Below are 21,932 nucleotides of genomic sequence, written 5' to 3' on the forward strand. Positions count from 1 at the left end.
AGGACGGCACCCTGAACTGGACATCAAAACTTTACTGGAAACCGGCAAGCCACTTCCCCCACTCAACATGCGCGCCAGCCAAAGCTCTTAAGCGCCCGATGCGCTTAGCTTCGGCAGAGATGCCCACCATTTTAGCAGCTTATCTTTCAGCCTGGCTACAATGGCCGGCTCCTTGTCTGCCATATTGATGGTTTCGTTTTGATCCTTTACGATGTTGAATAGTTGAATATCGCTGCCATCACTGTTCATGAGCAATTTCCATTCGCCGGAACGCAGCGCAAGGTTCGGGCTTTTATCTTTGCCTGTCGGGTATTTGAAAGCAATGTTATTACGTCCATACTCCCAAAACATGTCCTGCGCTCTTGCTGCCGGATTGCCCAGCAAGACAGCGCTTCTGTCTGTTCCATCGCCGGGATAATCATTTGGCAAAGCAATCTTGCCGAGTGTAGCCAGAGAGCGCATCATATCAAGGCCGGTGATGACGGATGATCCGTCCACAGTCCCCGCCTTAATATGTCCTGGCCAGCTGATGATGAAAGGCATGCGTGTACCGCCTTCATATAAAGAGAGCTTTGATCCTCTTAGTCCCGCGGCTCTGCTGCCTTTAAAGCTAGGCAAAGGCCCGTTGTCGCTGGTGAAAATAACGATGGTATTCTTTTCAATACCCAGCTTTTTCAATCCATCCAATAACCTGCCTATCTGCACATCATACTCCTTTAAAACCAGCTTAAAGGCCGCTTCCTCTTCCCGGTTCATGGGATACTGGTCAGTGTACTCAGGATCCTTCCGTGGCACCCATGGCGTATGCACATCGTCCGGCCACAGGTTCACAAAGCAAGGCTGGTCTTTATGCCTGCTCAGAAACTCCAGTGTTCTGTCTACAAAATACTTTGACCGGTCCCATCTTTTAATGCTGTCTTTATCAGACCAGATCCAGTTGGTGGCAGTAATTAAAGGGTCGGGATCCGGGCTTTCATAGGTGCTTGCGTGTTCATCAAAACCATATTGCTCAAAGCCGGGCGCATCTTTCACATCTCTCCCACCCCCCATGTGCCATTTACCAAAATGCCCGGTAGCATAGCCGGCATTTTTGAAAAACCGGGCGATGGAGGGAGCAGCCGGATCAAGAAAGTCCGCCTGCTCCGCATTCCTGTTATGCTTTTTGTTATCGAGATAGGTAGAGAAGTTCCATCTGCCAGGATACATGCCGGTAAGAAGCCCTGCCCTGGATGGTGAGCAAATAGGCGCAGCGCTATAATACTGCGTAAATCTGCGGCCGTTCTTTGCAAGGCGATCTATATTGGGAGTAGGAACAAATTTCCCTCCAAAACAGCCAATATCACTAAAGCCCATATCATCCGTAAGAATGAAAATGATATTGGGCCGTTTATCCGGCGGCCTATGTACTTGCGAGTAGATTGGCTGGGGCACGCTCCATAAGGCAAGTATAACTATTCCGGTTGCAAGCAATACTTTTAGCGTCCATTGCGGTTGATGAGGCATTTCTTCTCTTTTTTATTTGCTACAGTGAGGTGAAACGCAACCAATATAATTAATAATCCAGTTTATTTGTTTATCAATATCCCGTATTTTGTCTAAACTCTCCCTTATTCGTCACTGCATCCAGCTGCGCCTGCGGAATAGGCCTTAGCTGATGGAATGGCTGGATATAAGCGCCCGCATCCGGGTTATGGGCCCTTACCCTTTCTATCAGCTTACCGCTCCGTTTCAGGTCAAACCAGCGTAGCTGCTCGCCAGCCAGCTCACGCGCACGCTCATCCAGTATAAAGTCCATGCTGATGTTGGCAGGAGCTACCATCATAGCAGCTTCCTTACCGGGAAGCGCGGCCCGGGCTCTTACTGCGTTCAGGTAAGTGGCAGCGGAGTCCAGCTTACCCATTTTCATCTGTGCCTCGGCCACGATCAGGTACATCTCCGCTAACCTGATCAGGAACACATTACGGGCGCTCTCTGTCTGTGTAGCAGATGACCTGGTAGGATCATCGAACTTTTGCAGGGAGATAAAGTGGAACCTGTCTTTAGGTGCGCCATTCTCTCCGTATACATCATCGCGGTCATAAGTCCTGTAACGGTAACGGGCAGTGTATTTCTGCTGATAATCGTCGATCGGGTATTTGGTGATCAATACCGCTGTATCTCCTGCCGCAAACTTTGGTTGCCCTAATAAGGGAGCCAGGGCAGGGTTCTGCGCCACTTCTGCAGACGTCCACACCGGGTAGCTGGAGGCATTGGTACTATTGGCAATCCAGGCCTGTTTAAAGGAGGCATTGTAACGGGCATCGTTTTGCTCATCGAAGAGGTTCAGCAGGAACAGCGTAGGCATCCAGCGCACATTATCCAGGCCATTGGCTACATCCCTTGTCATGCCGGGCAACTCGGCATAGTTCATCAGGTACATGCTGTGACTTACATTGCTGCCTGCATTCAAGGCTAAATTACCAGAGTAGTTCAAAGCCCATACCACTTCCCCGTTCTTTTCATTCGCCATCTTCCAGAGGTCGGCATAGTTTGGCAGGAGCGAAAAGTTATAATTCTTGATCACGCTGATGGCGTGATTGCTGGCTTCCTCGTTATTGCCGCGCGTCAGGTTCACCCGGGCCAGGAAAGCCTCCGCAGCCGGTTTGGTAACCCTGCCATAGTCTGCATTGCTATTGGGCAGGTTAGCCACGGCAAATTGTACATCCGACAAGATCTGCCTGTAAATGGTATCCACCGGTGTGCGATTGGCAGTGGTAAGCATCGACGCTGTTGGCTCCAATGTAAAGTTTACCGGGCCAAAAGCTTCTACCAGGTGCCAGTAATACCAGGCGCGCATAAAGCGCAGCTCTGCTTCTGCAGATGGTTTCCGGGAAGCGGACAGACCGGCTTCGTTAATATATTTAAGCCCGGTATTGCACAAATTAATGGCTGCATAGCAGGGAACCCAGAGGTTGGTATTGATCCATACATTGTCCGATATCAGGCCCTGGTAAGTGGTCAGCGGCGTATTAGGGAAGATACCGTTGACGCCCGTGCTGCCATTAAAGGCAGCATTGGTCCAGATATCCGTACCGGCTTCCAGTAAGGCATGGCCCTGCTCTTTTCCATACAGGCTGCGGTTATAGGTATAAGTAGCGGTGATGGCCGCTTCAAAACCTTCCGGCGTTTTGAACAAGCTTTCCACGGTGGCGCCGCCAGGGTTATACTCCTGGTCGATCTCTTTTGTGCAGGATACAAATACAATCGCCACAAAGATCAAAAGCGCTATTTTATTGAAATGATGTTGCATGGTAGTTGATTTAATGGTTAGAAAGTAACGTTCAGGCCTGCTACAAATAATTTGCTCAGTGGCTGATCGATAATTCCCTCGCTTTCCGGGTCAAAATCCTTGTTCTTTGAGAAGAAGAGCAGGTTCTTACCGCTTACGTATACACGTGCGCGTTCAATATTGGCCCTGTTGGTAAATGACTTCGGCAGGGTATATCCCAGCGTTACATTCCGCAGCTTTATATAGGAGTTCTTATACTCCGTAAGTGTTGTTACATAAGAGGAGCTGCGGGTGGCATTGGGCCGCGGATAGGCGTTAGTGGGATTTTCCGGCGTCCAGTAATCCGAAACCAGCCCGTTCTGGGCAGCATTGCGGTAATACTTGGCGTAGTAATCAGAGCTCATCCACTGGCCAATACGGGCAATGAATAAAATATTCAGGTCAAAGTTCTTATAGCTGAAATCATTATTAAAGCCGCCTGTCCACTTGGGTACCCGTGTGCCGATAATAGTACGGTCATCTGCAGAGATCTTTCCATCCGGCTTCCCGTCCGGACCGGAGAGATCAGCTATTTTGATATCTCCCGGGATGGCCTGGTATTTGGCCGCTTCTGCTTCTTCGCCCAGCTGCCAGATGCCTAATTTCACATAGTCGTAATAGATAGTAGGCGATTGTCCCAGGATCAGGGATTGACGGTAATCGCTGCTGATCACGTTCCCGTTAGGCAGCTGCGTAATTTCCTCCTTGTTCCTGGAATAAGTGATGGTGGAAGTCCAGCGGAAAGCAGGACCTGCAATATTGGTAGTATTGAGGCTGAGCTCTATCCCTTTGTTGCTCGTTTTACCGATGTTCCGGTTAATGGTGGCAACGCCGGTAGAACTGGGCAGGGTGTAGGGAAAGATCAGGTTGTAGGTGCGCGCATGATAATAGTCCACCGTAGCGGTGACCCTGTTTTTAAGCACACTGAAATCAAGGCCGATGTCTGTTGTGGCAGTCAGCTCCCAGGTCAGATCAGGATTGGCGATCAGTGAATTGATCGTATACGCGGGAGAAGGATTGTCCTCTCCATAAGAGTACTGGATCTGCGTAAGAGAGTTCTGCGTTTCGTATGGATCGATCACATCATTGCCGGAGATCCCGTAGCTGGCCCTTAATTTAAGATCGCTGAAAATGCCCTGCTTTTTCATGAAAGCTTCATCACTGATACGCCATGCCGCCGCCACAGAGGGAAAGAAAGCCCATTTATGCCCCGGCGCCAGTTTGGAAGATCCGTCGCTGCGCCCTGTAAGGGTGAGCAGGTATCTGCCCAGGTAGCTATAGTTAATACGGCCGGTAAAGGACAAGAGGCTGTACTTGGAATAGCTGCTGCCATAGCGCGGGTTTTGCGCAGCGCCGGCCAGGTTGTTGAAAGACTGTGAAGGGAAGAGCTGGTTTTGCCCCTGCGCATAAGCGCCCGTTAGCACGGTTTGGTTATAGGTGGTAACACCCGTGATATCAAAAGCATGATCACCCAGCTGTTTTCTATAGGTAATCTGGTTTTCCCAGCTGATAAAGCTGTTCTCGTTATGGGTAATGGCCGCCTGTGAATTAGCGCCTTTACCATTGATGGAGTTCTTGCCGTAAAAGGTACCCGTCTTCGTATTCTCCTGCGTGGTAGTAAAAGAAGAGCGGATAGCCAGATCTTTCAGCGGTGTGATCTCCAGGTAGGCGGCGCCGGAAAAACGGCTGGTTTTCCTGTTGGCATCCCATTGGCCGGGCTGCTCATCAGCCAGTGGGCTGATCTGCGAACCGCCTAAGGGGAATACGATCACGTTACCGGCTGAATCAAAGGGCTGGCCCAGTGGCAGCGATTTGGATGCCTGGTTAAAAGGATCGCGCCGCTGATCATTGTCTATATAGGCATACTGCGAACTGATGCCTGCCTTTAACCAGCTGTTGATGGTCTGGTCAATATTAAAACGGGTACTGTAACGTTTAAAACCATCATCTTTCAAAACACCTTTCTCATGATAGTACCCTGCAGAGAAGTAGATCTTTGTTTTGTCTGTACCGCCGGAAACACCTACCTGGTAATTCTGCTGTGTGCCATGATGCAATAGCAGGTCTGGCCAGTTGATGTATTGTTTATTTTGGATGGCCGCCAGCTCCTGCGGGTTAAAGATCTTTGCATCATCCGCCGGACTGCTCCAGGTGCCTGCTGCTCTGTAAGCCTCGCGCTTGAAATCAATATATTCCGGGCCTGATTGGAAGCGCCCGTATTTAGACACATCGGAAACGCCTGCATAAGAGCTGAAGCTCAGCTTGGGCTTACCGGTGCTGCCCCTTTTAGTGGTAATGATGATCACGCCGTTGGCCCCTCTTGATCCATAGATGCTGGTAGAAGAAGCGTCTTTCAGCACATCGATAGATTGGATGTCGTTGGGATCAATATCTGCCATTGAAAAGCCCTGTACCCCATCTACAATATACAGTACATTGTTAGAGCTTTCCGGGCTGGCAATAGACCGGGTACCGCGGATCCTCAGGTTGGAGGAAGCGCCGGCATAACCGTTGTTCCTGTAGATATCCGCGCCGGGGATCTTGCCCTGCAATGCTTCCATGGCATTACCGGCCGGTACTTTCACGGCTTCATCGCCCTTGATGGAAACCACGGAACCGGTGAGGTCACGCTTCTTTACCTGGCCATAACCGATCACCACTATTTCGTTCACATTGGATACGGTGTTGCTTAACGCAACATCCATGGTGGAACGGTTGCCTACCGGCAGCTCCTGGGTGCCGTATCCCATGAAGCTGATCACCAGCACGGCATTGGAAGAAGGTACCTTAATAGAGAAAAGGCCTGAATTGTTGGTGACCACTCCTTGTGTAGTGCCTTTTACATTGATGCTTGCCCCCGGCAAGGGCTGTTTGGTGACCTGGTCTGTAATTTTACCGGTCACTGTTTTTTCTTGCGCCAGCAGCATGCTGTTACAGCAGAATAGCAGGAACGCAAACAAGTACAAAAACGTGGATCGTTTTTTCATAACGCAGCATTTTAGTAAGATGAAAAAATTACCTGGTCTCTTTCCACCCGCTGTACAACAGGCTTTTGTCGATATCCGGTTTAGGAAAGAAGAGGCTGGCGAAATACCCTACCCCTATCACTATTAAATGGCTGTAAACCCCTAACATGAGCTTGTGATGTGTGAAATTATATTTGCCAAGGTCCAGCAGTAATGTTTTATGTGCTCCCAACCCGATCTCTGTAGAAGTAAGAAAAGCATAGGCCGTGAACAATATGCACACAATAATGGCGATGCTGATCCCCTGGTTGTTCGCCCTGGCGCTTAAGAGGCCTAAGAGGAAGATGCCTACGATACCGCCGGAAAAGATGGCGTATAATGTGAAGACAATTCCCAGCACACCTTCATCGCCGGCGTTAATGTATAAGAGGGCAATGAGGATGGCGATCAGTCCGGACACCACCACCAGTGATCTGCCAGCCCTGAGATACTCCCTGTCTGACTTGCCCGGCCTGATTTTTTTATAATAATCCTCCACCCCTACTGCCGCCAGGGAATTGAGATCTGCGCTCAGGCTGCAGATAGCGGCAGAGATCATCGCGGCGATAATTATACCTACTACGCCGGCTGGCAGACGTGTCATGATAAAATAGGGAAACACACCGTCTGCACGCATACCAGCGGGCAAGGGATGCTGCTGATAGAATACAAATAGCGCTGTACCAATGAACATAAAAAGTGTCCATACCGGAACGGTTAACAGGATGCCCATCAGCGAAGCTTTCGTGGCTGCTTTATCCGTCCGGGCGGTCAGGTAGCGTTGCACCACCGTCTGATCGGTACCGTACTTCTGGATGGCATAAAATGCGCCATTGATCACCATTACCCAGAAGGTGAGCTGCGTAAGACTGGCATTATATGGGCCGAAACCTGTTCTGCCATTGGCAGACGCCACTTTCCATACTTCGGGCAAGCCACCCTTTACGGAAAACAGCAACACCGATATACAGATAATACCGCTGATAAATAACATGAAGCCCTGGAATACATCCAGCCATATCACTGCTTCGATACCGCCCAGCAGGTTCACGGCAATGATAATAAACCCAACCACCAGGATGATCACCATGGTATTGCCGCCCATAATGCTGTGCAGGGCCACGGCCAACAGGAAGAACACGGTGCCCATGCCGGAGAACTGCCGCAGCACAAATGCCAGGGAGCTGTAATACCGGGCAAAAGGCCCGAAGCGTTTTTCAAAATATTCGTAGGTACTTAAACGTATCACCTTCCTGTAAAGCGGTACAATGAACCAGATCACGCATACCAGCACAATGGGCACCATGAGCCCCTGCACCAATAGGATCCAGTTGGATGAATAGCCTGTGCCCGGGTAGGCCAGGAAGGTAACGCTGCTGATCAGGGTGGCCAGCAGCGACATGCCAAGGGCCCAGGCTGGGATCTTTCCCTTGGCCAGGAAATAGCCCTGGCTGGTCTTTTGTCTTTTGGCGAACACAAATCCGAAAGAGATGGTGGTAGCCAGTAACAGCACAATAATAACGTGGTCAATGAAATGCAAGGATGTATTCATGCTTACTTCATTAAAGATGGCGGCCATTCATAGCTGCCCGGTTTTAACGTGAGGAACAGGTCTTTCTTTCCTTTTACTTTCATTCGTGTAACGCCCGGCGCCAGTTCTGCCACCGGGTATAAGGTTTCGATTTGCAGCCTGCGTATCACAGCGGCGGCTGTAGCGCCTCCTTCCACCAGCAGTTCATTCAGCCGGGTGTGGTCTGCCAGGTATTCTGCGGCTTCCGCCATGAGGGTTCTGACAGCCAGCGCACTTACCTGCCTGTCTTTTATATCTGGATGTACCGCAATACCTGCTTTTCCTGTTTGCGACAGGTGTAACAGGGTTTCGTTCATCCATTGTATGAACAGCAGATCATCTGCTGCATTAGCGGCCAACGCCGCCGGCATATAGCTGATCGGAAACCCGTTCTGTTCCATCTCTTTTGTAAAGGAGCGGCTTTTATGAAAAGCGCTCCCGCATATCATCAGCGCCGGTAATTGTAGCGATGCTGCGTTATTGGCCGCAGCTGCGGGCCGGATATTCAACGATTCCAGTATGACGGTAAAGAACTCTGCCGCTCCGGCTACCAGTGTACCTGCATCTATCCTGCTGCACCATACGGCCAGATCACCGGCATCTTTCACCTCCCCTACTATGATCCCCACCTCCGGCATGGCTTCATGGGTTTTCAGCACGTGGACGTCTTCTTCCCTGGCATAAAGCATATGCGGCACGAGGGAAGAGCTGATGGGAAATTCCGGGTCCTGTGAGAAGCTGCTGAGATGCAAAGGCTGGCCATGCAGCAAATAAGTGCCGTCTACTACTGTTCTGCCCAATCCCGGGTTAGCCGGTACGATCAATGCTTTTTTCAGCTTCAGCCTTTCTTTCTGTATATTGATCTCCGCCAGCACATGTCCTCTCAATACTGAATCTATTTTCTTAAACACCAGCCTGGGATGCAGGCGCTCCAGGCCTTCGCTTACCTGCTGCACTACTGCTTCTGCTGCCTGCTTTGGTAAAGAGCGTGTATCCGTGGCAATGATCAGCAGCTCGGCGCTGGAAGTAGCATTCACCCTGGTGGTAATCTCGGTGGCAAGCCCATAGCGCAGCGCCAGTCCGCCCAGTTCTGCGGCTCCTGTCAGATCATCTGCTATTACTACAATCATTGCTTCGTCCTGTTTTTAGATAACTGCACGGCCGATTCAATGGCCAGCACCATGGCATCCGGGCTGGCAATTCCTTTACCTGCGATCTCAAATGCAGTACCATGATCCACGGATGTTCTGATGATGGGCAGGCCCATGGTAATATTCACGCCTTTTACACTATCCATCCGCTGCTTCTCTGCATTCCATTTAAAGCCGGAGAGCTTGAAAGGGATATGTCCCTGGTCGTGGTACATAGCCACAATACCGCCATAGTAGCCGGTAGCTGCTTTGGCAAACAGGGTATCCGGCGGTACGGGCCCGTCTACTTCGTATCCTAACCGCCGGGCCTCTTCTACTGCCGGTAATATTTCCATATCGTCTTCGGTTCCAAACAGGCCGGCATCGCCTGCATGCGGGTTCAAGCCTGCAATACCTATCTTCAGGTTCTTTTCATTCAGCTGGATCAATCCCTTATGCAGCAGCTCCGTTACTTCAATGATACGGTCTTTCTTTACCAGGTCGCAGGCCTGTCGCAGGGAAACGTGTGTAGACACATGGATCACCTTTAAATGCTCTTCTACCAGCAGCATGGCATATTTCTTTGTGCCGGTATAGTGCGCGTATATTTCCGTATGCCCTGCAAAATGATGGCCGGCTTCATTGATGGATTTTTTATTGATAGGCCCTGTAACGGTAGCGGCTATATCTCCGGCCATGGCCAGGTCAATTACTTTCCGTACGGCTTCAAAAGCAGCATTGCCGGCCATCGCGGAGATCTCGCCCAATTTCAGCTGTGGCAGATCTACATTGTGCAGGTCTAATACATCGATGACGTGGAATTGAAAATCAGCTTCGTTTACATTTTGTATGGCATGCACCCTGGCCTTAAGCCCCAGGCGCTCAATGATATCGCGGAATGTTGCGGCGTCACCTACCAGTAAGGGGCGGCAAATAGCGTGGATCTTTTCATCCAGCAAAGCCTTTACGGCTATCTCCGGTCCAATGCTGGCCGGGTCTCCCATGGTGATGCCTATAATGGGTCTACTATTATTCATGATCCAGGCTGTTTATTTTTTCCAGGTCGCCGAATACACTGCGTACCCCTTGTATTAATTGTTGTTCTTCTGCTGCAGGCAGGCGGTATAAGGGAGGTAATACCTCCGGTCCGCAGAGGCCATATGCAGACAACATCGCTTTGAAAGCCGCGAGCGACTGGCTCAGGATCCGGTCTTTCTGATACATTTCAGAAATACGGTCTCCTTTCTGCTGGGCAAGTGCAGCTGCTGCGCTATCGCCTGCTTTGGCGGATGTGTATATTGCCTGGTACACCAGCGGGGCGAGGTTGCCGCTACTGGGCACGATGCCATCTGCACCCTGTTCCAATGCTGATTGTGATTTCAGGGCCCATCCCAGCAGGTAAGAAAAATCTGTTCTGTGCTTCCACAATGTGGTAGCCGTGGTGATCCGTTCTTCGCCCCTTTCTGAATCTTTAAAGCCGCCGATATTCGGGTGCGCGCTTAGCTTGTCTACTATTTCCAGCGGGATGGAGAGATGGGTGGTAGCGGGAATGTTATAAATGATCAGCGGACAAGGCAACTGATCTGCCAGGGTTTCAAAATAGCGCAGTATCTGATCCGGCATTACCGGGTAGTAGGATGGCATGGTGGCCACCAGCGCACCGGCGCCCAGGTCGCGATACAGCTTTCCTTCTTCTACAGCTTCCTGCAAACTGTTACCTGAAATACCAGCGTATACCAGGCTCCGCCCGGCTGCGGCCTTGACTGTTTCTTCCACCAGGCGTTTCCGCTCGCGATAAGGAATAGAGGCGGCCTCCCCGGTAGTGCCCAGTATAAAGGGAAATGTTTTTCCATTTATCAAATGCTCTACCAGGCGCTTTACTGCAGGCGCATCTACCTGCTGCTGTGCGGTGAAAGGCGTCATCATGGGCACTACTACCCCGCTATATTTCTTTGTTATGTTCATGCTGGTATCTTATTAAAAGCGGCCCTGTAAATATCTTCGGCATCTTTCTGCGTTACGGTTCTCACGTTGTTCTTCAGGAGCCTTTGCACTTTCAAAGCATCTGCTGCCATTTGCTCAATGCCTTCGTATGGTATCTCCAATGCATCCAGGGAAGCGGGCAGCTTACAATCGCTGAGCAGCTTTTTGATCTTTGCGATGCCTGCGCTGGCAGTCCCTATATCTGAATTACCAGGAGCAGCGCCCAGGGCCAGCGCGATCTGTGCGTAGCGTTCCGGGGCAGCCGGCAGGTTAAATTCCATCACATAGGGCAATAACAACGCAACCGACAATCCATGCGGCACGTGATAAGTCACGCCCAACGGATAAGACAGTGCGTGCACAGCTGCGGTGTTCACTGGTCCCAGGCACATACCGCCATACATGCTGCCCAAGGCCACCTGTGCCCTGGCTTCCATATCATCCCCGTTCTCGCAGGCGCGGCGGAGATACTTTGCGATCAGCCGTACCCCTTCCAATGCGATCAGGTCTACTACCGGGTGCGCAAAATTATTCGTATAGGCTTCCAGGCAATGCGCCAGGGCATCTATTCCGGTAGAAGCGGTAACAGCAGCAGGTACGCTCCGCGTTAAGGCAGGATCTATATAAGCGGCATCCGGCACCAGGAAAGGACTGATCACGCCCACTTTGGCGCCGCTGTTATCCACGAATATGGCGTTGGGCGATACTTCGCTGCCCGTGCCTGAAGTAGTGGGAATACAGGCCAGGTAAGTAGCACGTTCCTTCAGATTACGGATACCGGTCACTTCGGCGGTGCTTTGCGTGTTCTTTATCTGTGCGGCTATCAGTTTGCTTACATCCAGCACGCTTCCTCCTCCTATGCCTGCTACGCTGTCTGCCTTGAATGCCCTGGCGTTGGCCAGGAGCTGCTCAAAATCGTCAAAGGAGGGCTCTCCTGTGATGCTGTCGTTGATCTCCAGCGCAATGCCTTTTTGCCGGAGAATGTCCAGCTTTTCACTGATCTGCGCTATTACCGGCGGAATAGAAACAATGAACAGGCGTTGTAGTCCCAGTGCCGTATAGTCATCAATAAACTGCTCAAAACAGTTTGTTCCGAATACCAGCTTAGCCGGATGTAACAAGGTGACCGTATTTTCTATCATGCCCATACTTGATGAAAACGTTTACATTTTTAGGTCAAAAAACAGCTATTCCTTTGCAGCTGCCTGGAATCCGCATGATTTACGGACGATCAGCTCTGTCTTCACGATCACATTCGCCGGCAGACGGGAAGGGTGCTCTATCCGCTGGTACAGCAGCTCAATGGCCCGCTGTCCTATTTCCACGCCATACTGCCTTACGGCGGTGAGGGACGGGTTCAGGGAGGCGGCCCAGTACATATCGTCAAAACCTACTATCGCTATTTCTTCCGGGATCTTTAACCCGCTGGCATGGATGGTTTCGAGCGCGCCCAGCGTCAGCAGGTTATTGGCAGTAAAAATGGCCGTAGGGCGGTCGGCAAGGTCCAGGATCTCCCTGCTTAGCTCCACGCCGCTGATAAAATTGGATTTTCTGCCCATGATGATCTTATCGTCTATGGGCACACCATATTGATGATGCGCCGCCGTATACCCGGCGATGCGCTCTTTTGTAGTGGGAATGGCGGGATCACCGGTAATATGCGCAATGCGGCGATGCCCCAGCTTGATGAGGTGCTCCACGGCACGAAAGGCCCCCGCCTCGTTATCTGATTTCACCACATCCACGTTGAGGTTAGTCAGGCCCCGGTCGATACAGACCACGGCATGCCCCTCATTGATCAGTTCCTCCACGTATTTGTCCTGCCCATCCGCAGGCGCAACAATAAAACCGTCCACGGATTCTGAGCGTAGAATATCTATATAGAGCTTTTCCTTTTTCTGGTCCTGTGAGAAGTTACCTATTACCACTGCTGATCCGTTCTCGTAGGCATATTCCTCGATGCCCCGGATCACATCCACATAGAACGGGTTCTGGATATCCGGGATCAACAATCCTATCAGTTTCTTGGTACGGACGGTAGAGCGCAGGCGTTGTGCTACGCGATTGGGATGGTAGCCGGAGGTTTTAATGGCCTTCTGCACGGCCAGCCGTGTTTCGTCTTTTACCAAGGGATCGTCGTTCAATACCCTGGATACAGTGGCAATTGAAACCCCAGCAAGACTGGCAACGGTTTTTAGACTAACTACGTTTTTTGCAGATTTCACCGGCAGATCATTTCGTGGAACTCTTTATGAAAACGTTTACATTTCTAACCAAAACTACAATTATTTTTTAAAATCCAATACCCGGATAAATTTTCTTCCGCTGGCTCACCTGTTCACTTTCCTTTCCCTGCCTCCTCGATTGGGCTCAAATGCAGTCCGACTGCCGGAAAACCAGGGGATGTCCGGTATATGTCCGGTATATGTCGGGTACTTGACGGGTAGATGTTCGGTATCTTATAAGGTACCGGACATCTACCTGAAATCAACAGAAAAGATAGGTTTGTACCACCCCTCAACCGGGGGAACGGGTGCAATAATCATATAATGAAAGCGCCCTTCCATCCGCCAGCTGGCGGATGGAAGGGCGCTTTCACATTTTAAAATCAGTTTACGCGATGCAGCCTGCTCCGTTGATAGTATAATACTCCTGGCTCTGGCTGCCATCTGACCACCTGTACACATAGTAACAACGGTACCAGTGATTAACGGAATCCCATTCACTGCGGGTCCATACCCGTACACCGGTTTCGCATACACCGTTAATGAGCTTTTTGTCTGCCCCTACGCAATCACGTTTAGCCGTTGTGCTTTTTTCGTGGGATGCCGGCTGCTTTGCTTTCTTTGCAGCGTTGTCATTGCTATTAGGTCCGCTTGCTACCGCTGCGTGGAAGCTGAGCGCAGCTGCCATGCAAAATAATAGTTGTTTCATGGTTGTGGGTTTTATATAGGTGAAAAAGATATACAGGTTTCACACGTCAGGGTTTGCTATACTATTCCAGGCCACCAGAACAAGTTAATAAATAGTTTTATGTAATAAAAGTTTTTAAATAGTAATTTGTTCTTTAACGCACAACAACTGTTCATAAGCGGACACTCACCTTTTGAAAATGCTTTGAAATAAAGGGCTTAGATGCGTGGCATAGCGTTTGACCATCGAAGCCACAACATATATTACGCATGAGAAGCTTTTTGCTGCTGCTGCTGACTTGTTATACCATACCGTCAATAGCGCAAACGGCCTATGATTCGGCCGACATATCTATCCATCAATACATGGCCAACGAGCATATCCCCGGCTTTGCTGCCTGCGTTGTAAAGGATGGGAAAATAGCATGGTCTAAAGCTTATGGCGAGGCAGATATCGCCCATAAAAAAGCCATGAGCATAGACGGTATTATGAACATTGGATCGGTATCCAAAACATTTACCGCTACGGCCATCATGCAGCTTTGGGAGAAAGGATTGATCGACCTCGATGCAGATATCAGCACTTACCTGGGCTTTGAGATCAAAAACCCGAAGTATCCTGGTACACCAATCACCATTTCCCAGATCATGACACATACTTCGTCTATCCATGATGGTAAGGCCTACGAGGACAGCTATACCTGCGGCGATCCCGCTGTGTCTTTAGATGACTGGATCCGTGGTGCATTGACACCTGGTGGAAAGTTTTACAATAAGGGCGATAATTTTGCCGAATGGGCGCCGGGTGGGCAACGTGCGTATTCAAATGTAGCATTCGGCGTGCTGGGACTGATCGTTGAAAAGGTAGCCAAACAACCTTTCCATCTATACTGCAGGGAGCATATCTTTCAGCCATTAGGCATGCAACATACCGGCTGGATGATCAGCGAGGTAGACACCGGCAATTATATCAGGCCCTATGCCTACATTACGGCAGAGAACAAAAAGTTCATCGTGAGCATCGCCCGCTTGTATCCTAACGAATCTGCCTTCCAGGAAGGTACTTATGTTGCCAACTGCCTGTATAGCTTTTACAATTATCCTGACGGGCTGGTGAGGACCAGTGTGCGTGAATTATCATACTACCTGGCAGCGTTGCTGAATGGCGGTGAACTGCACGGCAAACGCATCCTGAAAAAAGAAACGCTTGACAAAATGCTCACCGTGCAGATCGAAGGTAATCATTCGCAGGGCTTAACATGGCGTACGTCCGACTTTGAGACGGGATATGGTAAAGTGACCTTATGGGGCCATTCCGGCCTTGATCCCGGTATTCAAACTTTCCTGTACTTCAATACTGCCAATAAGACCGGTGTGATCACTTTCCAAAATAATACCGGCGATGGGACAGCACGTATTGTTGGAAAATTGTATGGCGCTGCCACTAAATAAACTTTATGCTACCGGCCGTTTAGGATCAGTGATCCATTCGCTCCAGGAACCTGCATATAATTTCGGGAAAGGATAGCCTGCATGTACCGCCAATAAAATATTAAAGGCCGCGGTAACGCCGGAGCCGCAGTAAAACACGGTATTCCCTTTTTCAAAATCCTTTGCAAAATATTCCTTCAATGTGGAGGGATCTGCTATCTCACCCTGGGCATTCACATTGGCATTAAAGGGTTTTGAAATGGCACCGGGTATATGCCCTGCTACCGGGTCAATGGTTTCATTCTGCCCGGCATAGCGGTCGGCTGTCCTGGAATCAATCAGGCAGCTGTTATTTTTGTCCAAGGCTAAGACCTCATCAGCGCTTGCCAGCAGCTCATCATGGAAATCAGCTTTAAATTCGGCTGGAGCGGGAGTAGTTATCTCATCTGTTAAAGGGAAGCCCTGGGCCTGCCAGGCGGGTTTTCCACCAGCCAGCACTGCTACCTGCTCATGCCCCGCCCATTTTAACAGCCACCAGAGCCTGGCTGCAGCCATAAAACCACCGGTGCTATCATAAGCCACTACCTGGGTGTTGGCGTCAATACCATATGAAGAGAACAGTTTTACCAGGTCTTCCTTTGCAGGCAGTGGATGACGGCCGCTGGCCCCTGGCTTTACTTCCCCTGCAAGATCATGATGCAGGTCTGCATATAAAGCGCCGGGAATATGACTTTTTTTATATTCAGCAGCTCCCCAGGACTTATCAGCCAGGGCGTAGCTGCAATCAATGAAGCGGTAGGCCGGATCGGAGAGCTTATTGAATGCCTCAGCGGGTTGGATAAAAGTAAGATAACGCATGTCTTTGTTGGGTAGATTTTAGAAAGTCTCGTTCAAATTTAAAAAGAATCCTTTAGATCCGTTGACTCCCCATGCATAATCCAGGCATAAGTTAGTGCGGGTGGTTTTATTGAACAGGACACGCAGCCCTAAACCGGCGGCTGGTTTCCAGATCTCCAGCAATTTGGTGCCTGCTTCATCATTGGCAGTTTGCATGTTCACAAAGGTCACGCCGCTGAACAGCTTATTCCTGGTAATAGGAAAACGGTATTCTGCTTCGGTATACAAGTACCGCGTGCCTTTGAAATAGCCGGATATATAGCCACGCCCACTGCGGAAGCTGGGGTCTCTGCCGCCACCAGGCAGCTCAAACATGGGCACTTCGCCGCTTAGTATGGCAGAGCCCCAGGTCCAGAGCGCCAGCACGTGCTCAGGCGAACGGGCAGACAGGCTGAGATATTTGCGGAAGTCGTAGGTGAACTGCAATGCATTCCGGGAGCTTCCCAACCAGGTTTGGTTGAGACGGAAACCAGCATCGAGGTAAATGCCTTTATAAGCCCGGTTGGGATTATCGCGCGTGTTATACTGTACATTAAACAGGAAACCATTTGACAGGTAATGATCATCATCAAAGCCAAAGCGCTGATTGTAGACCTGGTAAGGCGTAAGGGCGGTGTCTTTGCGCACATTTGATACCTTTCTTCTGATATCAAATCCAAGTCCTGCGCCCAGAAAGAGATTATGGCTGACTTCCCGGTATACTTTTTCAAAGAAGCGGTAGAACTGTGAATTCCAGACATACACCTTCTTCCCCGGGTTTGCCAGGATCTTATCTGCAGCAATATCGCTGGAAGAATGGCCCATGCCCAGGCCAAAGTCGGGCGTAACAGATCTTGCCGCCACCAGGCTGCCCTGGAAATTCCATTTGTTACCGGGCGTAAACACATTATGACTGATATAGAAATAGATGATCTTCTTGGTGGTAATGGAAGCTGAGGTAGCTGCTACCGACATATACGTATGAGGCTTTGAGCCCAATACTTTACCTGCCACCGCTTTAATACCGAACTGGAAACCGATGGTTGGATTGGCGGCTATATTGGGCACTACTGTGATAGCAGATCTTTTGCGCAGGGAATCATCTGTTCTTTTGGGATGCAGCACATCATTGATCATGTCGCCGATATCATATTGCTTATTTAAATTTTCCTTTGGCGATTGCTGTACGGGTTTAGCCTGGTTACCGGAAAGAGAAGTGTCCCCCGTGTTATCCTGGCTGTAAACATGGCCCAGTATGGCTAAAAACAGGAATGTAAGCAGCGCTGTCCGCATAAGTGTAATATCTCTGATCATGAAACATCCGCTTTTAAAAATAGTTCATCTAAAGCGCCGGGACGACCTGACCCTGGCGGCAAGGTATTTTCCTGCAAAACGCCTCACCAGCAGCATCCCAAACAAAAATCCCCCGATGTGTGCAGCATATGCTACACCACCGGCTTCTGTTCCTCCCAAAGCGCCGAACCCATTCACTACCTGGAAAAAGAACCAGACACCGACTGCTACCAGCGCCGGTACGGGAACAATGAAAAACAACATCCAGATATAGATATGTTTTCGGGGGAAGAGCACTATATATCCCCCGAGTACAGCAGAAATCGCACCAGAAGCGCCCAGACTTGGGATCAGCAGGTTCTGTCCGAGGATAAATGTGGTAAAAACATGACAGAGCGCCGCCAGTACCCCGCAAAGCAGGTAAAAGACGAGGTAATTAAAATGCCCCAGGGCATCTTCCAGGTTATCCCCGCAGATGGCCAGGAACAACATATTACCCCCTAAATGCGCCCAGCCGCCATGCAGGAACATGTAGGTAATCAAGGTGAGGTAAACCGGTATGCCTGTTCGCTGCAGGCCCGGCATTTCGAAAGTATGACGGGTAATTGGATCGATCAGCACCTGGCTGGGAGTAACAATATCATGACCTGTCAATATCTCTCCGGGCACCACTGCATATGCAAAGGTGGTGTGTGCGTCCAGGCCAAATTGCTGCCAGAAGATAAACACCAGGATATTGACCGCAATGATCAGGTAATTTACTATGGGAGTGATCTTTCTGTCCCTGTTATCATCACCAATTGGAAACAGCATCTTTTTTTCTTAAAATATACAAATGCTGTTCCTGAAATCCAATTATAATAGCAGGGGCTGGTATAAAAGCGCCGGGTTAAGCTATTCCTTTTTTCAGGCCGATAATACCCACCACGATCAGCCCAAGATAAAAGAGCTGCATGGGGTGCCAGGGCTCTTTAAACAGGCTTACATCCACCAGCTTCACGCCTATCAGCGCAACGCCCATCCATACGGCCAGGGCGGTTGAGGTAGGGATCTGCTTTACTGAGAGCGAAAAGAAGAATACATTGGCCAGGCCAAAGAGAATATAACCCAGTAAGGGCGCCAGCACCAGGAGATGCTGACGGTTACTGAAGAATGTTGCCCAACGGATGGCGCCTATCTTTTTAAAGTCAAGGAATTTCAGGGAGAAGGTCCAGGCGATCTCAAAAACAGCTGCAATCAAAAGATATATCCAGGCCATATTATTTATTTTGAAGCGTTGCCGGCTCCATCTCTGCTTCGGTATTCGTATCCAGCGAATCCTTTTGCCTGTGCAGCCATTTCATCAGATTAGGGCGAAGGTAATAGTATTTACTAAACCATTTATTCCGCAGCAGGTCTTCTTCCTTCACCCTCTTTACCGCGTGCACATGCTGTACGAAATAATCTTTCGGATAAACATACGGCAGCCCATAGGTGTCAGGCTTTTTATCCGGCAGGTAGGCGGTGCCAAAGAGCCAGTCCCACACTGCGAACTTGGTAGAAAAATTGGCATAGAACACTTCCAGGTGGTTGGCATGATGCCACTGGTGCATTTCAGGGCCGTTGATAAAGTATTGCAGCTTGCCGGATCTTACATTTATGTTGGAATGGATGTACATGCCCCACACCGCATCGATCAGCGCTTTGATGGGCACTACCAGGGGATTGGCCCCCAGCAGGATAATAGGTGCAAACTCGATGGTCTGGTTGATCAGAATCTCAATACTATGTGAACGGGAGCCTGCCAGCCAGTCTACTTCCGTTACGGAGTGATGCGCTTCATGCGTGCGCCACAGTATTTTGGAATGATGCTGCCAGCGATGGAACCAATAGATATACAGGTCATGCGTTACCAGGAAGAAGAGCACCTGTACCCACAAAGGCCAGCCGGCCACCAGCTGCAGGGACGATAAATGCCAGCTGCGGTCAACCGGCATGATGATGTAATCAAAGATGAGGATCTTCAGGAAATAGCTTTGTATGAATGTATACCACACCAGGTCAATCCAAAAGCCCTCCCTGAAAAAGGGAAGGCCTTTGGTATACGGAAATTTTCTTTCGAGGAATACCAGCACCACCACTGCTAATAACAAGATGCCGGTAGTATAATACACTAGATGGTTCATGCCATGGTGTTTAAAGGCGCCTGCTCAGGCGTAATAAACCTGCGCAGCTTTTTCATTGGGCCAATCTCGCTTTCGTATACGCGTTTGATACCATCGCCAATAGCGGTTTCCACGTCGCGGATATCACGCACCAGCTTGTGCATACCCTGCGGCTCAACAGAAGCAGCATGGTCAGAGCCCCACATGGCGCGGTCCAGCGTAAAATGCCTTTCCACGAAGAAGGCGCCCATCATCACGGCAGCGAGGGTGGTTGCCAAACCGGTTTCATGGCCGGAATAACCAATGGGTGTTTCGGGATACAGCTGCTGCAGCGTATGGATCATTTTCAGGTTCAGCTCAGCAGGCGGACAAGGATAAGCTGAGGTGGAGTGCGCTATCATCAGGTTATTTGTACCGAATTTCTCTATCGTGCTTTTGATCTCGTTCATGGTAGACATGCCGGTAGAGAGCATGTAGGGTTTACCGGTAGCTTTTACTTTTTCGATCAGGCCATGATCGGTGAGGGAAGCAGAAGCGAATTTATATACACCGGGGTTGAACTGCTCTATGAAATCAACGGAGGGCTCATCCCAGCAGGATGCGAACCAGTCGATATTGCGCTCACGGCAATGCTTGTCGATAGCGGCATATTCATCATAACCGAGCTCTATCCTGTGACGATAGTTGATGTAGGTCATGCGGCCCCAGGGGGTATCGCGTTGCTGATGCCATTGGTCTTTCGGCGTGCAAAGCTCCGGTGTGCGTTTCTGGAACTTTACGGCGTCGCAGCCTGCAGCTGCGGCTTCGTCAATGAGCTTTTTGGCAATTTCAAGCGAGCCGTTGTGATTGATGCCTATTTCGGCTATCACGTAAACGGGCTGGCCTACGCCAATACTTTTCCGGTTACTTACCGCAATTGTTTTCATAGATAAATTTTTTTGGAATATGCAGTTTCATGTTTTACGTTCTGAAAGCGATCAGCCATTCTGCAAACTCACGGAAGGCGCCCTCTCCTCCTTTCTGGCGGCAATGATAATGTACCAAAGCAGCTACCTGGGGCATTGCATCGGCGGGACAGGCCGTAAGCCCTGCGAGCTGGATAATGCCGATGTCGTTTACATCATCGCCGATGAAGGCAATCTCTTCTGGCAGCAGGCCATTGCGTTCGAGGATCACTCCCAGCAGGGAGGCTTTGTCTTTGATGCCCAGGTGCAGTTCCGTAATGTGCAGCTTTTCTGCACGCTTCACTACTGAGCCGGAAGTTTCGCCGGTAACGATGCCTGTTTCTATACCGCAGCATTTCCTCAGGCGTTCAACGCCCATGCCGTCGCGGATAGAAAAACGTTTCATTACTTCCCCTGCTTCGGAGTAGTATACACCGGTGTCTGTTAGCACCCCGTCTACATCTGTGAGCAGCAGTTTGATCTTCGCAGCTTTTGTTTTTAAATCTTCGTTCATGTTGTTGTACTTTTTAGATCGCAGTCCACCCGCCGTCCACTACCAGGTTGGCGCCTGTCATGTAAGCAGATGCATTGCCCGCCAAAAATACAACAGCACCTTTATAATCCGCAGCGGAAGCCATTTTGCCAAGCAAAGTCTTTGCTGCGTAATTCTGGATAAAGTATGCGTTCTGGTTATTCTTTACCCCGCCCGGTGAAAGTGCGTTCACCCGTACGCTCTTATGTCCCCAGTAAGCGGCCAGGTACTTGGTAAATCCCAGCACAGCCGCCTTGGTAACAGGATAGGATGGTGATTTATAGAAGGTTTGTTCGCCTGCCGCGTTACGGTAAATGCTTTGGTCTGGCGCTACGATACCGTAGGTAGACGCGATATTGATGATGCTACCGCCACCGTGGTTAGCCATTACCGTTCCCATTACCTGGGAGCAGAGGAACATACCGCTCACGTTCACATTCCAGGAACGGTTCCATTGTTCCAGCGGGTAATGCTCGAACATGGATTGCTCCTTTGCCATCAGCGGGTTTTCAAACATGTCGTTGATAGCGGCGTTATTTACCAGTACGTCTATACGTTGATAGCGTTCCAGGATCTTATCGCGCGCTGCCTGTAATGATGCAGGGCTGGTAACATCCATGGCAAGCGCCATGTGATCGGGCCCCAGCTCCGCAGCGATGGCCTGGCAGGCAGCTTCATTCAGATCAGCCACTACTACCCTGGCGCCGGCTTCAGCCAATGCTTTGCAATGCTGTATACCCAGCAGGCCACAGGCGCCGGTAACGATCGCTACTTTATGTTGCAGAGAAAAAAGATCCATACTGTT

19 protein-coding genes are annotated in these 21,932 nt (G+C 50.0%); 1 reads left to right on the top strand and 18 read right to left on the bottom strand.

All coding sequences use genetic code 11. The annotated features are described in order from the left end of the window. Positions 1–87 precede the first annotated feature (87 nt). The 10 genes from ACR9Y8_RS07815 to ACR9Y8_RS07860 form a co-directional block, all read right to left on the bottom strand. On the bottom strand, positions 88–1,503 hold the full coding sequence (locus tag ACR9Y8_RS07815) for a sulfatase-like hydrolase/transferase (RefSeq protein ID WP_481212684.1): 1,416 nt from the start codon (positions 1,501–1,503) through the stop codon (positions 88–90). Between the two features lie 73 nt (positions 1,504–1,576). Next, positions 1,577–3,289: a RagB/SusD family nutrient uptake outer membrane protein gene (locus tag ACR9Y8_RS07820; protein WP_481212685.1), complete on the bottom strand. Its 1,713-nt coding sequence runs from the start codon at positions 3,287–3,289 to the stop codon at positions 1,577–1,579. A 17-nt stretch (positions 3,290–3,306) separates the two neighbouring features. Further along, positions 3,307–6,294 (bottom strand): SusC/RagA family TonB-linked outer membrane protein, encoded by a 2,988-nt coding sequence (locus tag ACR9Y8_RS07825; protein ID WP_481212686.1) that lies wholly within the window; start codon positions 6,292–6,294, stop codon positions 3,307–3,309. Positions 6,295–6,322: 28 nt separating this feature from the next. Further along, positions 6,323–7,891: a sodium:solute symporter family protein gene (locus ACR9Y8_RS07830; RefSeq protein WP_481212687.1), complete on the bottom strand. Its 1,569-nt coding sequence runs from the start codon at positions 7,889–7,891 to the stop codon at positions 6,323–6,325. Next, a complete protein-coding gene (locus ACR9Y8_RS07835; RefSeq protein ID WP_481212688.1) occupies positions 7,867–9,012 on the bottom strand; it encodes a four-carbon acid sugar kinase family protein in 1,146 nt (381 codons plus the stop codon). The genes ACR9Y8_RS07830 and ACR9Y8_RS07835 overlap by 25 nt, the downstream gene beginning before the upstream one ends. Beyond that, positions 9,009–10,049 (bottom strand): 4-hydroxythreonine-4-phosphate dehydrogenase PdxA, encoded by a 1,041-nt coding sequence (pdxA, locus tag ACR9Y8_RS07840; RefSeq protein WP_481212689.1) that lies wholly within the window; start codon positions 10,047–10,049, stop codon positions 9,009–9,011. Before pdxA ends, ACR9Y8_RS07835 begins: the two co-directional genes overlap by 4 nt. Continuing rightward, the gene (locus tag ACR9Y8_RS07845) at positions 10,042–10,977 is read right to left on the bottom strand and encodes a dihydrodipicolinate synthase family protein (protein WP_481212690.1); all 936 of its coding nucleotides are present in this window, start codon (positions 10,975–10,977) and stop codon (positions 10,042–10,044) included. Before ACR9Y8_RS07845 ends, pdxA begins: the two co-directional genes overlap by 8 nt. After that, positions 10,974–12,143, bottom strand: coding sequence for an iron-containing alcohol dehydrogenase (locus tag ACR9Y8_RS07850; RefSeq protein WP_481212691.1), 1,170 nt, complete (start codon positions 12,141–12,143; stop codon positions 10,974–10,976). The genes ACR9Y8_RS07845 and ACR9Y8_RS07850 overlap by 4 nt, the downstream gene beginning before the upstream one ends. A gap of 39 nt (positions 12,144–12,182) precedes the next feature. Beyond that, a complete protein-coding gene (locus tag ACR9Y8_RS07855) occupies positions 12,183–13,220 on the bottom strand; it encodes a LacI family DNA-binding transcriptional regulator (protein ID WP_481212692.1) in 1,038 nt (345 codons plus the stop codon). A 388-nt stretch (positions 13,221–13,608) separates the two neighbouring features. Then, positions 13,609–13,929 (bottom strand): hypothetical protein, encoded by a 321-nt coding sequence (locus ACR9Y8_RS07860; protein ID WP_481212693.1) that lies wholly within the window; start codon positions 13,927–13,929, stop codon positions 13,609–13,611. A 248-nt stretch (positions 13,930–14,177) separates the two neighbouring features. On the opposite strand from ACR9Y8_RS07860, the gene ACR9Y8_RS07865 reads away from it, so the two are divergent. Beyond that, positions 14,178–15,359 (top strand): serine hydrolase domain-containing protein, encoded by a 1,182-nt coding sequence (locus ACR9Y8_RS07865; RefSeq protein ID WP_481212694.1) that lies wholly within the window; start codon positions 14,178–14,180, stop codon positions 15,357–15,359. Positions 15,360–15,362: 3 nt separating this feature from the next. Here the strand turns inward: ACR9Y8_RS07865 and ACR9Y8_RS07870 are convergent, their stop codons facing one another. From ACR9Y8_RS07870 to ACR9Y8_RS07905, 8 genes are all read right to left on the bottom strand, one after another. Continuing rightward, the gene (locus tag ACR9Y8_RS07870) at positions 15,363–16,196 is read right to left on the bottom strand and encodes a sulfurtransferase (protein WP_481212695.1); all 834 of its coding nucleotides are present in this window, start codon (positions 16,194–16,196) and stop codon (positions 15,363–15,365) included. 18 nt (positions 16,197–16,214) lie between these two features. Beyond that, a complete protein-coding gene (locus ACR9Y8_RS07875) occupies positions 16,215–17,528 on the bottom strand; it encodes a BamA/TamA family outer membrane protein (protein WP_481212696.1) in 1,314 nt (437 codons plus the stop codon). A gap of 24 nt (positions 17,529–17,552) precedes the next feature. Continuing rightward, positions 17,553–18,320, bottom strand: a complete 768-nt coding sequence (locus ACR9Y8_RS07880; RefSeq protein ID WP_481212697.1) for a rhomboid family intramembrane serine protease — start codon at positions 18,318–18,320, stop codon at positions 17,553–17,555. Between the two features lie 76 nt (positions 18,321–18,396). Next, positions 18,397–18,765: a DMT family transporter gene (locus ACR9Y8_RS07885; protein WP_481212698.1), complete on the bottom strand. Its 369-nt coding sequence runs from the start codon at positions 18,763–18,765 to the stop codon at positions 18,397–18,399. 1 nt (position 18,766) lies between these two features. Further along, positions 18,767–19,672: a sterol desaturase family protein gene (locus tag ACR9Y8_RS07890; protein WP_481212699.1), complete on the bottom strand. Its 906-nt coding sequence runs from the start codon at positions 19,670–19,672 to the stop codon at positions 18,767–18,769. Then, entirely contained in the window at positions 19,669–20,577 is a 909-nt protein-coding gene (locus ACR9Y8_RS07895; RefSeq protein ID WP_481212700.1) for an N-acetylneuraminate synthase family protein, read from the bottom strand. Before ACR9Y8_RS07895 ends, ACR9Y8_RS07890 begins: the two co-directional genes overlap by 4 nt. A gap of 34 nt (positions 20,578–20,611) precedes the next feature. Beyond that, positions 20,612–21,109, bottom strand: a complete 498-nt coding sequence (locus ACR9Y8_RS07900) for a KdsC family phosphatase (RefSeq protein WP_481212701.1) — start codon at positions 21,107–21,109, stop codon at positions 20,612–20,614. Positions 21,110–21,122: 13 nt separating this feature from the next. Then, complete coding sequence (locus ACR9Y8_RS07905) at positions 21,123–21,926, bottom strand: SDR family oxidoreductase (RefSeq protein ID WP_481212702.1); 804 nt, start codon at positions 21,924–21,926, stop codon at positions 21,123–21,125. Positions 21,927–21,932: the final 6 nt, after the last annotated feature.

Source organism: Chitinophaga sp. SVR4-12A, assembly GCF_056754765.1.

Bases quoted from the DNA above. Each gene is read 5' to 3' on its own strand.
- ACR9Y8_RS07815 (WP_481212684.1), bottom strand. From the start codon at position 1,503: ATGCCTCATCAACCGCAATGGACGCTAAAAGTATTGCTTGCAACCGGA.
- ACR9Y8_RS07820 (WP_481212685.1), bottom strand. From the start codon at position 3,289: ATGCAACATCATTTCAATAAAATAGCGCTTTTGATCTTTGTGGCGATT.
- ACR9Y8_RS07825 (WP_481212686.1), bottom strand. From the start codon at position 6,294: ATGAAAAAACGATCCACGTTTTTGTACTTGTTTGCGTTCCTGCTATTC.
- ACR9Y8_RS07830 (WP_481212687.1), bottom strand. From the start codon at position 7,891: ATGGCCGCCATCTTTAATGAAGTAAGCATGAATACATCCTTGCATTTC.
- ACR9Y8_RS07835 (WP_481212688.1), bottom strand. From the start codon at position 9,012: ATGATTGTAGTAATAGCAGATGATCTGACAGGAGCCGCAGAACTGGGC.
- pdxA (WP_481212689.1), bottom strand. From the start codon at position 10,049: ATGAATAATAGTAGACCCATTATAGGCATCACCATGGGAGACCCGGCC.
- ACR9Y8_RS07845 (WP_481212690.1), bottom strand. From the start codon at position 10,977: ATGAACATAACAAAGAAATATAGCGGGGTAGTAGTGCCCATGATGACG.
- ACR9Y8_RS07850 (WP_481212691.1), bottom strand. From the start codon at position 12,143: ATGGGCATGATAGAAAATACGGTCACCTTGTTACATCCGGCTAAGCTG.
- ACR9Y8_RS07860 (WP_481212693.1), bottom strand. From the start codon at position 13,929: ATGAAACAACTATTATTTTGCATGGCAGCTGCGCTCAGCTTCCACGCA.
- ACR9Y8_RS07865 (WP_481212694.1), top strand. From the start codon at position 14,178: ATGAGAAGCTTTTTGCTGCTGCTGCTGACTTGTTATACCATACCGTCA.
- ACR9Y8_RS07870 (WP_481212695.1), bottom strand. From the start codon at position 16,196: ATGCGTTATCTTACTTTTATCCAACCCGCTGAGGCATTCAATAAGCTC.
- ACR9Y8_RS07875 (WP_481212696.1), bottom strand. From the start codon at position 17,528: ATGATCAGAGATATTACACTTATGCGGACAGCGCTGCTTACATTCCTG.
- ACR9Y8_RS07880 (WP_481212697.1), bottom strand. From the start codon at position 18,320: ATGCTGTTTCCAATTGGTGATGATAACAGGGACAGAAAGATCACTCCC.
- ACR9Y8_RS07885 (WP_481212698.1), bottom strand. From the start codon at position 18,765: ATGGCCTGGATATATCTTTTGATTGCAGCTGTTTTTGAGATCGCCTGG.
- ACR9Y8_RS07890 (WP_481212699.1), bottom strand. From the start codon at position 19,672: ATGAACCATCTAGTGTATTATACTACCGGCATCTTGTTATTAGCAGTG.
- ACR9Y8_RS07895 (WP_481212700.1), bottom strand. From the start codon at position 20,577: ATGAAAACAATTGCGGTAAGTAACCGGAAAAGTATTGGCGTAGGCCAG.
- ACR9Y8_RS07900 (WP_481212701.1), bottom strand. From the start codon at position 21,109: ATGAACGAAGATTTAAAAACAAAAGCTGCGAAGATCAAACTGCTGCTC.
- ACR9Y8_RS07905 (WP_481212702.1), bottom strand. From the start codon at position 21,926: ATGGATCTTTTTTCTCTGCAACATAAAGTAGCGATCGTTACCGGCGCC.